Annotated in this window: 11 protein-coding genes; 5 read left to right on the forward strand and 6 right to left on the reverse strand. The window is 33.2% G+C overall.

Going from position 1 to position 14,455, the window contains the following annotated elements:
• The first annotated feature begins 100 nt into the window (after positions 1-100).
• The 5 genes from ompA to gyrB all read left to right on the forward strand — a co-directional run bounded on the left by ompA (position 101) and on the right by gyrB (position 7,422).
• On the forward strand, positions 101-1,201 hold the full coding sequence (gene ompA / locus H3U97_RS07165; RefSeq protein ID WP_065577835.1) for a porin OmpA: 1,101 nt from the start codon (positions 101-103) through the stop codon (positions 1,199-1,201).
• Between the two features lie 165 nt (positions 1,202-1,366).
• Positions 1,367-2,725 (forward strand): chromosomal replication initiator protein DnaA, encoded by a 1,359-nt coding sequence (dnaA, locus tag H3U97_RS07170; RefSeq protein WP_198198611.1) that lies wholly within the window; start codon positions 1,367-1,369, stop codon positions 2,723-2,725.
• A 15-nt stretch (positions 2,726-2,740) separates the two neighbouring features.
• On the forward strand, positions 2,741-3,844 hold the full coding sequence (dnaN, locus tag H3U97_RS07175; protein ID WP_034901901.1) for a DNA polymerase III subunit beta: 1,104 nt from the start codon (positions 2,741-2,743) through the stop codon (positions 3,842-3,844).
• Between the two features lie 53 nt (positions 3,845-3,897).
• Positions 3,898-4,968: a DNA replication/repair protein RecF gene (gene recF / locus H3U97_RS07180; RefSeq protein ID WP_065577837.1), complete on the forward strand. Its 1,071-nt coding sequence runs from the start codon at positions 3,898-3,900 to the stop codon at positions 4,966-4,968.
• A gap of 42 nt (positions 4,969-5,010) precedes the next feature.
• Complete coding sequence (gene gyrB / locus H3U97_RS07185) at positions 5,011-7,422, forward strand: DNA topoisomerase (ATP-hydrolyzing) subunit B (protein WP_198198612.1); 2,412 nt, start codon at positions 5,011-5,013, stop codon at positions 7,420-7,422.
• A 137-nt stretch (positions 7,423-7,559) separates the two neighbouring features.
• Here the strand turns inward: gyrB and H3U97_RS07190 are convergent, their stop codons facing one another.
• From H3U97_RS07190 to H3U97_RS07215, 6 genes are all read right to left on the reverse strand, one after another.
• Complete coding sequence (locus tag H3U97_RS07190; protein ID WP_198198613.1) at positions 7,560-9,044, reverse strand: VWA domain-containing protein; 1,485 nt, start codon at positions 9,042-9,044, stop codon at positions 7,560-7,562.
• 62 nt (positions 9,045-9,106) lie between these two features.
• Positions 9,107-10,474 (reverse strand): VWA domain-containing protein, encoded by a 1,368-nt coding sequence (locus tag H3U97_RS07195; RefSeq protein ID WP_198198614.1) that lies wholly within the window; start codon positions 10,472-10,474, stop codon positions 9,107-9,109.
• Between the two features lie 7 nt (positions 10,475-10,481).
• A complete protein-coding gene (locus tag H3U97_RS07200; RefSeq protein ID WP_034901911.1) occupies positions 10,482-10,973 on the reverse strand; it encodes a hypothetical protein in 492 nt (163 codons plus the stop codon).
• 2 nt (positions 10,974-10,975) lie between these two features.
• Complete coding sequence (locus tag H3U97_RS07205; protein ID WP_198198615.1) at positions 10,976-11,665, reverse strand: hypothetical protein; 690 nt, start codon at positions 11,663-11,665, stop codon at positions 10,976-10,978.
• A 2-nt stretch (positions 11,666-11,667) separates the two neighbouring features.
• A complete protein-coding gene (locus tag H3U97_RS07210; protein WP_198198616.1) occupies positions 11,668-13,272 on the reverse strand; it encodes an SUMF1/EgtB/PvdO family nonheme iron enzyme in 1,605 nt (534 codons plus the stop codon).
• Positions 13,229-14,452 (reverse strand): ABC transporter permease, encoded by a 1,224-nt coding sequence (locus H3U97_RS07215; protein ID WP_198198617.1) that lies wholly within the window; start codon positions 14,450-14,452, stop codon positions 13,229-13,231. The genes H3U97_RS07210 and H3U97_RS07215 overlap by 44 nt, the downstream gene beginning before the upstream one ends.
• Positions 14,453-14,455: the final 3 nt, after the last annotated feature.

The raw sequence follows: 14,455 nt of genomic DNA on the forward strand, positions 1-14,455 counted from the left end.
ATGTGTAACATAATTATTAGTAATATCTATTTATAAGAAGTAAATTTAAACAATAAAATCAAATTAAACAACGTCTATAACAAATAAGTTGAGGCAAAAAATGAAAAAAACGACTCTAGCTCTAGCAATTGCAGTTGCAAGTTTAACCGCTACTGCCGCTAATGCAGCATATGAAGACAACACTTTTTATACAGGTGCTAAATTAGGTTGGTCAGAACTTTATAAATTAGATGCAAAAAAAGTTCGTGCTTTTGATGATGTAAGTATAAAAACATCTAATCGCAGTAATGTTGCTGGCGGTGCATTCTTAGGTTTCCAAGCTAATCCTTACTTAGCATTTGAATTAGGTTATGACTGGTTAGGTTCAGCTAAATACAAAAGATCTTTTCATTATGCAGGTAAAGGATACGATTTAGGAAAAAGTAAAGTTTCTGCTCAAGGCGTTTCTTTAACTGGTAAATTAAGTTATCCATTATCATTTATCTCTGACGATTTAGATATCTATGGTCGTGCAGGTGGAATGGTAACTATCGCTAAATGGAAAAATGGTGGTTTGACTAAAGATCTTTATGGTAAAGGCGGAACAAAAACTGATGTATCACCTGTTTACGCTTTAGGTCTTGATTATCGTCTTAACGAAGACTTCTCAACTCGTTTAGAGTATCAATATGTTCAACATATTCATACTAAAACTGATGCATCTCCAGACGCAGGTACTGTTAGCTTAGGTATCACTTACCGTTTAGGTTCACCAGCGGTTGCGGCTCCAGTTGAAATCAAAACTGAAGTAAACCGTTATGTGTTAAATGAAGATGTGTTATTTGCTTATGCAAAAGCTGACTTAAAAGCAGAAGGTCGCCAAGCACTTGATAACTTATTAGCAACTCTTGTTAAAATTAACCCATCTGAAAGTGCTATCGTAGTAATTGGTCACACTGACCGTATTGGTTCTGATAACTACAACCAAAAACTATCAGAACGTCGTGCTCGCACTGTATTAAACTACTTAGTACAAAAAGGTGTACCAGCTGAAATTATCACTTCACGTGGTATGGGTAAATCACAACCAGTTACTGGTACTAAATGTAATGCACTTCGTGGCGCTGACTTAAAAGCATGTTTAGCACCAGATCGTCGTGTTGAAATTGAAGTTAAAGCACGTAACGTTCAAGAAGTTCAAGTAATTGATCAAACAAAATAATAATTGTTGATTAATGATATCTGTTAAAACCCAGCTTCAAGCTGGGTTTTTTATTTATACCCTTTGTTAATTAATAAATTATATCTTGTTTTTAAGCTATAAATTATCCACAAAAAAGATTATAATTATCGCAATATTGTTAGTATCCTAATTAAAGGAGTAGCCGTGCCTACTGCAATTTGGCAAGATTGTCTTTCTCAATTACAAGAGGCCCTTCCAACAACAGAGTTCAACTTATGGATTCGCCCGTTGCAAGCAGAAATGATTGAGAATAAACTTTATATTTATGCGCCCAATAGATTTGTATTAGATTGGGTCAAAAATAAATATTTAACGACTATTTCACAGCTATTAAATACACTTTTAGGTAATGATTCTTTAAAATTATATCTTGAAGTCGGCTCCACTCTGTCAGTAGAAAAAAAATCTGAAGTTAATCAATCTAAGCCTGATATTGCCCCAGCTTGGAAAACAACCAAAGAAAACAATAGTAACCACACATATTATTCAGGAATTAATCATAAACATACATTTAATAGTTTTGTTGAAGGTAAATCTAACCAACTTGCTGTAGCTGCAGCAAAACAAGTCGCTGAAAACCCAGGAAAAGCTTATAACCCATTATTTTTATATGGATCAACTGGGTTAGGTAAAACCCATTTATTACATGCAGTTGGTAATGAAATTATAGCCGGCAAAGCCAATGCCAAAGTGGTTTATATGCACTCAGAACGCTTTGTGCAAGATATGGTAAAAGCACTACAAAATAATGCTATTGAAGAATTCAAAAATTATTATCGTTCGGTTGACGCACTACTTATTGATGATATCCAATTTTTTGCTAATAAAGAACGATCTCAAGAAGAATTTTTTCATACCTTCAACTCATTATTGGAAGGTAATCAACAAATAATCTTAACTTCTGATCGTTATCCTAAAGAAATTAATGGTGTTGAGGATCGTTTAAAATCGAGATTTGGTTGGGGGTTAACCATTGCTATCGAGCCACCTGAGCTTGAAACTCGAGTTGCGATTTTAATGAAAAAAGCGGAAGAAAATAATATAAAACTACCTGAAGAGGTAGCATTTTTCATTGCTAAACGTTTGCGTTCCAACGTGCGTGAATTAGAAGGAGCATTGAATCGTGTGATAGCCAATGCCAATTTTACAGGTAAATCTATCACTATTGATTTTGTAAAAGATGCTTTGAAAGATTTACTTGCCTTGCAAGAAAAATTGATTACTATTGAAAATATTCAAAAAACGGTTGCTGAATATTATAAAATCAAAGTTTCTGATTTATTATCAAAACGTCGCTCTCGTTCAGTTGCAAGACCAAGACAGGTCGCTATGGCTTTAGCAAAAGAGTTGACGAATAAGAGCCTTCCAGAGATTGGAGATGGTTTCGGCGGTAGGGATCACACAACTGTATTACATGCTTGCCGAAAAATTGCAGAATTGAAAGAAGAAAGCAATGATATTAAAGAGGATTATTCCAATTTAATTAGAACATTATCAACTTAAAAAAGAATTAACACTATGAAATTTATTATAGATCGTGAAAAACTTATTAAGCCCTTACAGCTTGTTAGCGCACCGTTAAGCAGTCGCCCTACTTTACCTATTTTAGGTAATTTATTATTACAAGTTATTGATAATACATTATCAATGACCGGAACCGATTTAGAGATTGAGATGATATCTCATCTTCCTTTAACCGAACCTTGTGAGCCAGGGGCAACAACTGTTCCCGCAAGAAAGTTCCTCGATATTTGCCGAAATCTACCAAGTAATGCCCAAATTTCGATAAGCGTTGACGATAACCGATTAATTATTCAGTCTGGACGTAGCAAATTTTCCTTAGCCACATTACCTGCGACAGATTTTCCTAATTTAGAAAATTGGCAAAGTGATGTTGATCTATCCATACCACAAAAGACAATCAAACGACTTATTGATGCAGTCCAATTTTCAATGGCGAATCAAGATGTAAGATATTATTTAAATGGTATGTTATTTGAGATCGAAGATGGATTATTAAAAACCGTTGCGACAGATGGTCATCGTTTAGCTGTGTGTGCTCAACCCGTAGGTCAAAATATCGCGGAATCTTGTTCAGTTATTTTACCTAGAAAAGGGGTAATAGAACTAGCTAAACTGGTTAGTGACAATGATGAGCTAGTAAATATGCAGATTGGCAATAATAATTTACGTGTTAATCTTGGTGATTTTACCTTTACTTCAAAACTTATTGATGGAAGATTTCCTGATTATAAACGAGTGATGCCTCGTAATCCGGACAAACCACTTGAAGTATCATGCGAAGAGCTTAGAAATGCATTATCACGAGTGGCAATTCTGTCAAACGAAAAATTTCGTGGTATAAGATTATATGTACATAACAACCAAATAAAAATCACAGCAAATAATCCTGAACAAGAAGAAGCGGAAGAGGTGATTGATGTAAAATATGAATCACAAGAGCTTGAAATTGGCTTTAATGTGACTTATTTATTAGATATATTAAACACACTAAAATGTGATAGCGTACAATTATTATTAACAGATGCAACATCTAGTGTGCAAATTGAAGATATCAATAATCAATCGGCTACTTATGTTGTTATGCCAATGCGCTTATAATAAATAAATAACTATCTATCAAACTTCCGGTTTCGGCCGGAAATTTTACCAACATGACTCTTTCACAAATCAAAATCCACAATTTTCGAAACATTGATTATGCTGAATTATCATTATCAAATCATTTCAATTATATAGTTGGTGATAATGGTAGTGGAAAAACCAGTCTACTTGAGGCTATTTATATGCTTGGCCATGGCCGAGCATTTAGACATATTCAATCAAATAGAATCATACAACATGAAAAGCCTGAGTTAGTTTTATTTAGCCAAATAGAGTCATCTCAACAAATTCGCACAATAGGATTATCAAAAACACGAAATAATGATAATACGATAAAAATCGATGGTGATGAAGGATTTCGATTAACTGACTTAGCTAAGCTATTACCTATTCAACTTATTACTCCAGAAGGATTTGATTTACTTACTGGTGGTCCAAAATATCGTCGCGCGTTTATAGACTGGGGATGTTTTCACCATTACCCAGAATTTGTATCACTATGGAACAATTTAAAACGATTATTTAAACAAAGAAATGCGTTATTAAAACAATCTTCTAACTATAATCAATTATTACCTTGGGATAAAGAACTAATACCAATTGCCGAAAAAATCAGTCAAATTAGAGCAGATTATAGTCAAAATATATTTCCGCAAATTATAGAAACTTGTCGGAATTTTTTACCTGAGTACCAACTAAATTGCCAATATTATCAAGGTTGGGAATATGGGATGAATTATTCTGATATTTTATATAAACAATTTGAGAGAGATAAATTCATTAATTACACTTCATTAGGCCCACATAAAGCCGATATAAAATTACGTATAGATAACATTCCAGTAGAAGATTTGCTATCTCGTGGACAATTAAAATTACTCATGTGTGCATTACGTTTATCACAAGGTGAATATTTTTCAGAGAAAACCGGACTATCATGTATTTATTTAATAGATGACTTTACTTCTGAACTGGATCAAAATAAACGTAATCTATTAGCTAAGCGGTTAAAATCAGCTAAATCTCAAGTTTTTATTACTGCAGTTAATCAAGAACAAATTACCCATATGATCGATGAAAATGATAAGATTTTTCACATAAAATCTGGTATAATTTCTTAAATATATAGAATGATATAAATAATTAAACAAGTCGAGAAATCCATGTCTAACTCTTATGATTCTTCAAGCATTAAAGTACTTAAAGGACTTGATGCGGTTCGAAAACGTCCAGGAATGTATATTGGTGATACTGATGATGGTACAGGCCTTCATCATATGGTTTTTGAAGTGGTAGATAATGCCATTGATGAAGCATTAGCGGGTTATTGTCACCATATCGAAGTTACTATTCATCCAGATAATTCTGTTTCAGTACGAGATGATGGCAGAGGAATTCCTACCGGCATCCATGAAGAAGAAGGTATTTCTGCTGCAGAAGTTATTATGACCGTTTTACATGCTGGTGGTAAATTTGATGATAATTCATATAAAGTATCCGGTGGCTTGCATGGTGTAGGTGTCTCGGTTGTAAATGCATTATCGGATAAATTAGAATTAGTTATTTACCGTGAAGGTAAAATCCATAAACAAACTTATCATTTAGGCGTGCCAGAAGAACCACTTAAAGTTATTGGTGAAACGACTGAATCTGGTACTTATGTTCGCTTCTGGCCAAGCCCAGAAACTTTTTCTAATATTGAGTTTGTCTACGATCATTTGGCGAAAAGATTACGTGAGCTATCATTTTTAAATTCTGGTGTTTCAATAAAACTTACAGATGAACGAACTGGTAAAAGTGAACACTACCATTATGAAGGTGGTATTCAAGCATTTGTTGAATATTTAAATAAAAATAAAAATCCAATCCATCCAAAGATTTTTTATTTTAGTACTGAGAAAGATAATATTGGTGTCGAAGTTGCTTTACAATGGAACGACGGCTATCAAGAAAATATCTATTGTTTTACCAATAATATTCCTCAACGTGATGGCGGTACCCATTTGGCTGGTTTTCGTGGAGCAATGACTCGTACACTAAATAACTACATGGAAGCTGAGGGATACAGCAAAAAAGCTAAAATCAGTGCCACAGGCGATGATGCACGTGAAGGGCTAATTGCAGTAGTATCAGTAAAAGTGCCAGATCCTAAATTTTCATCACAAACCAAAGATAAATTGGTTTCGTCTGAAGTAAAATCAGCGGTTGAATCAGTGATGGGTGAAAAATTAGCTGAGTATTTACTGGAAAATCCATCGGATGCCAAAATTGTGGTTGGCAAAATTATTGATGCCGCTAGAGCTCGTGAAGCAGCACGAAAAGCACGAGAAATGACACGCCGTAAAGGTGCTTTAGATTTAGGTGGCTTACCAGGTAAACTAGCTGACTGTCAGGAAAAAGACCCCGCATTATCAGAACTTTACTTAGTGGAAGGGGACTCTGCGGGTGGTTCTGCAAAACAAGGGCGTAACCGTAGAAATCAAGCAATTTTACCGTTAAAAGGTAAAATCCTTAATGTTGAAAAAGCCCGTTTTGACAAAATGCTTTCGTCTCAAGAAGTCGCAACTTTAATTACTGCTTTAGGTTGTGGTATTGGTCGTGATGAATATAATCCAGATAAAATGCGTTATCACAGCATTATCATCATGACCGATGCGGATGTGGATGGTTCACATATTAGAACTTTATTGTTAACCTTCTTCTACCGTCAGATGCCTGAAATTATTGAACGAGGTTATGTTTATATCGCACAACCGCCACTTTATAAAGTTAAAAAAGGCAAACAAGAACAATATATTAAAGATGATGATGCAATGACTCAATTCCAAATTGCTCTAGCTTTGGAAGATGCATCACTACATGTTAATGATCATGCCCCAGCTTTAGCCGGTGAAGCTTTAGAAAAATTAATTGCTGAATACCAAAAAGTTGAAAAACTAATTACTAAAATGGAACGTCGCTATCCAAAAGCGTTATTATCTGAATTAGTCTATCAAGATGTATTGGATGAAAATATCTTAAAAGATCAACAAAAAGCTGAAAACTGGGCAAAATCAATTGTTCAAAAATTATCTAATAAAGAACAACATGGTAGTACCTATCTTTATAGTGCCGATTACAACGAGAAAGCAGCGTTATACATACCGGTTATTAAAGTAAGAACGCACGGTGTTGATACCAATTACACACTAGATCAAGTATTTATTCATAGTAATGAATACCGAAATATTTGCCATTTAGGCTCACAATTGAAAGATTTACTGGAAGAAAGTGCATTTATACAACGAGGCGAACGAAAACAACCAGTAAGCTCATTCGAAGAGGCTGTTGATTGGTTAATTCGAGAATCTCGCCGTGGATTAACTATCCAACGTTATAAAGGTTTAGGAGAAATGAACCCCGAACAACTATGGGAAACAACCATGGATCCAACCAGTCGTCGTATGTTGCAAGTAACCATTAAAGATGCAATTGAAGCAGATCAATTGTTTACTACATTAATGGGAGATGAAGTCGAACCTCGTCGACTATTTATTGAGGAAAATGCATTAAAAGCAGCTAATTTAGACTTTTAATAACAATTATTTAATCAATAAAAAACCAGACATCCTGTCTGGTTTTTTTACTATTTTTAATAGTTATTTTTATTAAAGATAACTATTGATTAAAATCTAGTTCAAATCATTCGGCATTATCAATTTTATTTATCTGTTTACTGGCAAACAGGACGATTAATTTTTAAATCAGATACCGCTTTATTCATCTGTCTAATCATATCTTTAGGACTCTGTGCAATATAAACTTTACCTCGAGTAGCGTTAGCAACACAATCTATTTTATGTTCACCCGCTATATCAACGATATTTATCTTAAGTCGAGGTTTCTGAGCTGCAATATAATTAGCTAGAGTACAAATATTATTTCTTGAGCAGTTATCATCGCCATCACTGATTATAAGGATATAATCATCTCGTTTTACACCATCCAGCATTTTACTTGCTTTTTCTAATCCGCTATAAAGTGGTGTGCCTCCGCCACCAGCTGCACTTGGTGTTAATCGATTAATTTTACTTTTTAAAGCGCCTCTGCCCGAATAATTATAAAATGGCGTTGTATCTGCCGCTGGACAACTATTTAATGCCACTAATGCTATATTAATATTTTGTTGAATTTTATCGATACTAGTCAATGCCACTTTTTTACTGGTTGATAAACGAGTCGGTAGTCGAGACATCCGTTTTTCATACGCAATTCTTTCTGATGCAGGCATATAGCTAGGGTAGCCATGGGTTAGATAATTAAAATATTGCTGAACTTGTGAAGGAGGCTCTGCTAATGTTACCGTCATTGATAAAGAATTATCAAAGATCAACGCCATTTTGGATGGATTAGAATTTTTTACCAATTCTTCCTTAGTAATACAATTTGGTGGATTTTTCACTTTTGGCGCTGGTTTAGGTTCTGATTTGCTAACCGACTCTGGTGTTGGGTCAGGTACAACTACAGGTTGTGGCTCTGAAACTTGTGGTTCTGGTTTCAATTCAGGTTTAGGTTTAATGACAAGTTCTGGTTGTTTTGCAAATTCAACGGTTAGTTCAGTTTTTTTCGGTTCAATTGGTTGTGTAATCGCTGGTTCGACGATTGGTTCCACCTTGCTAGTCTTTTTAAAAGGTTTAAAAAAGAACCATAACAAACCTAAAATTAATAATAAAAATAAAACTAATATTAAGGTGTACCACCATCGCCAAAAACCTTTTGGCGCGACAATAGGAGGTTCAGGAAATACAATTGGCTCAAAAGTATCAATAATAACTGGTTCATTATTGATCACATAAATCAGATTATTTGGACTTTTAATTCTTGCTAACCATGAAGAAACTAAATTTCTTTGTTGATTATTTAAAGGAATTAATTTTACAGTTGTTTCAATATCATTGATTCGAGTATGTAAAGCATCTTCAATTACTGCTTTTTGCGAGGCGTCATTTATATCATTAAGTGATATAGGTTGACCTTCAAGGTTTGTATACCAAGCAATATATTGGTTATTTTCTATTAATTTTGGTGAAGCAAAAATTGAAAATGTTCTTGCTGTCAAATGAGGTTTAAGTATCGAAAGTAAAGAATTATACTGTTCCAGTGACTGCATCTTGTCTACATTATTATGATCAAAAGCAATACGAGTTATTCTTTGCATCTCTAAACTTATTCCTTATTACTAAAAAATTAGTATAAAAGCCCATTGGTTAACTAAATATTTTATTTACAAATAGGTTTACTAATATTCATATCTGAAACGGCATTACTCATTTGATTGATAAGCTCGGTTGGATTTTGAGCTATATAAACATTACCGCCAGTGCTTTTTGCTACACAATCTATTTTATGCTGTCCAGCAATATCAACAATATTAATTTTTAAACGAGGTTGTTCTGTAGCTATTTCATTAGCAAGAGTACATATATTACTTTTAGTACAATTATCCTCACCATCACTAATAATTAATATATAATCATCACGATTAATGCCATCAAGCATTTTACTGGCCTGTTTAACACCGCTATATAATGGTGTGGCACTATTATATTCTAATGGCTGCAACCGTTTAATTTTACTTTTTAATTTTTCTCTATCTTCATAAGGATAGAATGATGTAGTTTGTGCAGCCGGACAACTTGTTAACGTTACAAGTGAAACATCTATATTTTGTTGTATTTTATCAATACTGGTTAATGCCACTTCTTTACTACTTGATAAACGATTAGGTAATCTGGTCATTTTTCTTTCATAAGCTTCGGCTTCTTTTTCTGTCATCGAATAGAAATCACTTTTTAAATATTTATCGATACTTTCTTGTGATTCCATTAAGGTTAAAGTCATTGAGGCTGAATTATCAAATATCATCACCATTTTAGAAGCAGACTTATTGTTAGTTAATTCTTCTTTAGTTATACAATTCTTAACTTCCGTTACAGGTTCTGTTTTTGGTTCTAAAGCATTGGGTTGTTCAACTACGGGGGTTGATTCAACTTCTTTTTTTTCAGTATTTTGCGAAATTATTGGTAGCGTATCTGATACTTTTTCTTTGCCATAAGGACAAAAAAAGTACCAAACAAGACCAATTAATATAATTAAAAACAGTACAAGCAATAAGCAATACCACCAACGCCAAAATGATTTTGATGTTGGTGGTATTGCTGTAGGTTCAGGTAAAATCGGAGCTTTAAATGAATTAACAATAACAGGGTCATCATTAATTACATAAATGGTATTTCCTGAGTTTTTTATTCTCGGTAACCATGCAGATATTAATGCTTGTTCCTCACTTGTGAATGACATTGATTTGATTACGAGTTCAAGGTCATTAATTCGCGTATTCAGCTTTTTTTCTATCTGCTTTTTATATTCTTCACTTTCAATATCATCAAGTAAAATAAGTTGCCCTTCTAAATTACTATACCAACCAATATATTGATTATTATCAATTATTTTTGGTTGAGCTAAAATCGAAAATGTTCGTTCAGTTAAATTATTTTTTAGCAATGCTAATAAAGAGTTATATTCTTTTAACAAAGAAATCTTATCCGATTCACTCTGATCAAATATAACTCTTGTTATACGTTGCATGGCTAAATTATTTACCTAAATTTAAAGCTTTTTGTAACTGTTGAAGTTTTTTATTTAACTTATCTAATTCAACTTGTTTTTCAAGTTCAGATGAATTGGAATTGTTAACTTTCTTCAACTGTTGCTCAATATCATTAACTTGTGCTTGTAAATCATCACGATTTTTAGCCTTTTGTTTTACTTCACTAGTTAATTGAGTTAATTCTGTTTTTAATTTTTGCAACTGTGTCTGTTTTTGTTTCACACTTAATGAAGTCGAATTTTTTTGTCTTTCAATCGTTGCATAAATTTCTCTGAATTGTGCATTAGCTCGTTTTTCATTCTCTAAAATTTGCTCTTTTTTATCAATACGAGCTTGATAGTTACCTGAATAATTGCAACTAATTTTATCCATAATACCAATGTTAGTATTAGTTGGGTCACATTGTTCTGGCGTTGTCGAACACCCCGTTATAAGTAACAATGGACTAAGTAAAAATATAATAGATATCTTTTTCATATTTAGCTTACCCTTACAGCTGAACGTTGTTGAGTAACAAGATTAATTTGTTTTTCAAGTACCGCAATTTGTTTATGTAACTGATTAATTTCTTTATCAAGTTTTGACACATTTATACCTGATTGTCGTTCTTGTGAAGAAATTGAAACCCAATCATTTTCAACTTTTTTCATGCGTGATAATTTATCTTTCAAATAAGCAATGTTAGCGTCTATTTGAGTCAGATCTTTTTGGGCCTGTGTTTTAGTGACTGATTGAGAATTAATTTGTTTATTTAACGATTTTAATGTTGCCAAGTTTTTATCTAAAACAGCTCTCGCACTTTCAGTTATAGCTTGGACTTCATAGGTATTTTGCTGAACATCTTGAATATAAACATCAAGTCGCATTTCAGCATCAGCATATTCAGCTCGTTTAGTATCAAGATAATAATTGGCCCCCATCATTACCCCACAACCAACAGCGGCTGAAGCAAGGCATGCCCCGGTTTTACCACCCAATAAAACACAACCAATACCACCGATTCCGGCACCTATAGCACAAGACTGCCATGCTGATTTACTAAAAAATTTGGCGCTATTACTTTTGCTTAAAGCTGGATCAACATCTTTTGAACTTGCACCACCTGATGCTTGACAACCTGATAGAATCAAGGAGATACACAAAGTTATTGTTACTATTAATTTATTCATTATTACTTTCCTTTTATTTCATTACACGTCTCAAGCCAATTTGTTCGGTCGATCTTCCCTGATTCAATATATTTATTAATATGTTTGAAATAGAGTTTTAAGTAATCGCTCATATTAGCTTTACCACTATTTTCAAGTATAAATTGCGTAGGTTTAGATTGATTATTAATAATATCCTTATCATAATTTGTTGCAGTATTTACAATAGTATCTGAATAGTATTTTAATATAAAATCACGTGCATTTTTAGACTCATTTAGGACATTATTTAAATCATTTAGTTTCACTTTGGAACACATATTATCTTCATTCAATGTCTCTATTTCATTTGGATCACATACCTCATTAATCATTGTTTCATATAAATTATTATTATATTCAAATTTAGCATTTAAATCGGAAACATTAGCACATAAAAAAGCACCCAATTGTAATGCTGATTGAATAGAGCGATCTCTTTGTTCATCACGAGCTTGATTGGCACTACGTAAAAGAGCATTAAGTTGATTTAATTCTTTTTTAGTTTTTTCATCATCAACTTGCTTGGTAATTTTTTCTAACTCACTAACCACATTATCATCTTTTGAAAGACCCGCTTGGTTACCCAGTTCATTCCATTCTTTGTCGAGTTCTTTTACTAGCTCATTCGACTGTATAACTTCAGTTGTATATACTAAACGAAATCCGACATCTTTGCTTTTATAAGCACTTTGAACATCATAGTAAGGTTTTTCTATTTTTAACGAAGTAGTTATTGATGCTTCAGGCGTTAAATAACTTCCTCCGCGAACAGTAATACCTCCTTGCTGACCATGATAACGATCAAGTTTATTCATCCGAAATGAATCGAACATCATTTCACTCGCATTACCCAAAATATCATAAAGACCAAGCGGATTGGCTTCTAACCGACCAATAAGTTGTAATTTACCATTGGCTGATTTTGCACCAGAAAACCAAGCATAATTTTCTAAACTATTCCCCATAGGAAATTTTGATTCACGAAATTCTGACTCAGTAACTTTAGCACCACCTCTTGCAGCGTATTCCCATTCAGTATTCGTTGGTAAACGAAAATAACCTTTTGGAACATCATTTGATCTATTTTTTGTTTGTTCAATTAACCAACGATTATATTTATCCGTAAAAGCCACGGCATCAAACCAACTAATATCAGTAATAGGAAAAGCAAGATTCGTTTTAGCTGTTGGGCAATTATCATTCATAACAGATTGATATTGAAGAGCGGTAATTTCATATTTGCCAATAAGATAATATCTTTCGGCACCACCCTCAGAAAAACTACCTGAGATATAATTAGGTGTTGCATACTCAGCGAAACCAAGTTCTTTTTGGTTATTACCTAAAATAATTTTAATATCATCTAATGGTTTACGTGTTGATGTAAAGACTTTTTTCATTACCAGACTACCTTCACATGGCATAGGTAGAATAACATCATCATTGTCAGGTTTAGGATTATAAAATTTACTATCCCAAGGCTGAGCATATCCACTACTAGGAATAAAACTGAAAGCAATTACCCAAAAAATAGGCTTAAACTTACGCTTCACGTAGGCTTTCTGCTGGTTGAATACTAATGGCACCTCGTCCTCCTATCGCAACAACAATGAATGATATCAATAGTGTTAATATAAATGCGATAATAAAATGATAAAATTGTAATTGACTAACAATTGGTTGTGAAACTAAATTTTTACCTAAAACGAGATTAAATGCACAATTTCCTAATAAAAATAGCAAACATGATACGATAAAAGCTAAGCAGCTTAACGTCATTGCCTGCATCAGTAAATAGAACATAACTTGCTTAGATTTAAATCCTATAAGCCTCATGAAAGCAATATCTTTACGTTTTCGCTCTATATTAGATAAAAATGAACCACTAAAAGATAATATACAACCAAAAATTGCCGTAATAGCAATCACACTAAAAATAAAACCTAATACTCGGTCAATGGCTTGCATATTTTCAATCGCACTAGCCTGAGTTCTCGTCTCTATATTTTTTTCACGTAATTTAAATGCTAAAGGAGCAACATCATCCAGAGAGTTAGCATAAATTCGCGCTCTAGCAAATGAATCCGGATAGGTAAAATTAACTAAACCAGTTCCTGTTGGAAAAGTTTCACTTTGATAACCATCATAGAAATGTTCCATTTCAATCAAAAGGTCTAAACTGATAAAACCAGCAGCTCGACTATAATAAACTTCAGGAATAATGCCAATAACCTCTAATTCAGTTATCCCTTTTTCCAATTTACCATCTAGTTGTCTGGTGATGACCATCTTTATTCGATTACCAATTTTTATTTGCATTTTCTCAGCAGCTAAAGAACTCAATAAAATTTGGTCTTTTTTATCAATCAAAGGCATATCTTGAGTTATTGGATCACCTTTTGCGGTTGGAATAATTTCAGCATTATTAACAAAATGACTTGAATCATTAAGCAAATCAGCTTGAGTATTCAAAGAACGAGTAAGCGGAATAACAAACGCTGTTTCAGGTTGCTTTGCAATCCAATCAAACATTTGTTGATTAAGTTGTAAATTACCGACAATTTTTATCTCTAAATTTTGTGGATCATTAAGTAACTGATGGCGTAGCTGAGCGACAACACCATACTTCAAACTAAACAACAGCAATAATGGCGTAATAACAGATATTATAGATGCGATAATACAAAATGATACTTTCTTGTCATACCATAAATCGGCCAATGATAACCGAGTAATAAATCGCCATTTTGATGTTACATTATCCATCTT

The sequence above is a fragment of the Gilliamella sp. W8128 genome (assembly GCF_016100545.1).
Classification (GTDB): Bacteria; Pseudomonadota; Gammaproteobacteria; order Enterobacterales; family Orbaceae; genus Gilliamella; species Gilliamella apis.

Coding starts and splice junctions, on each gene's coding strand:
- H3U97_RS07205 (WP_198198615.1), bottom strand. CDS start 11,665: ATGAATAAATTAATAGTAACAATAACTTTGTGTATCTCCTTGATTCTA.
- H3U97_RS07195 (WP_198198614.1), bottom strand. CDS start 10,474: ATGCAACGTATAACAAGAGTTATATTTGATCAGAGTGAATCGGATAAG.
- H3U97_RS07215 (WP_198198617.1), bottom strand. CDS start 14,452: ATGGATAATGTAACATCAAAATGGCGATTTATTACTCGGTTATCATTG.
- H3U97_RS07200 (WP_034901911.1), bottom strand. CDS start 10,973: ATGAAAAAGATATCTATTATATTTTTACTTAGTCCATTGTTACTTATA.
- H3U97_RS07190 (WP_198198613.1), bottom strand. CDS start 9,044: ATGCAAAGAATAACTCGTATTGCTTTTGATCATAATAATGTAGACAAG.
- dnaN (WP_034901901.1), top strand. CDS start 2,741: ATGAAATTTATTATAGATCGTGAAAAACTTATTAAGCCCTTACAGCTT.
- ompA (WP_065577835.1), top strand. CDS start 101: ATGAAAAAAACGACTCTAGCTCTAGCAATTGCAGTTGCAAGTTTAACC.
- gyrB (WP_198198612.1), top strand. CDS start 5,011: ATGTCTAACTCTTATGATTCTTCAAGCATTAAAGTACTTAAAGGACTT.
- recF (WP_065577837.1), top strand. CDS start 3,898: ATGACTCTTTCACAAATCAAAATCCACAATTTTCGAAACATTGATTAT.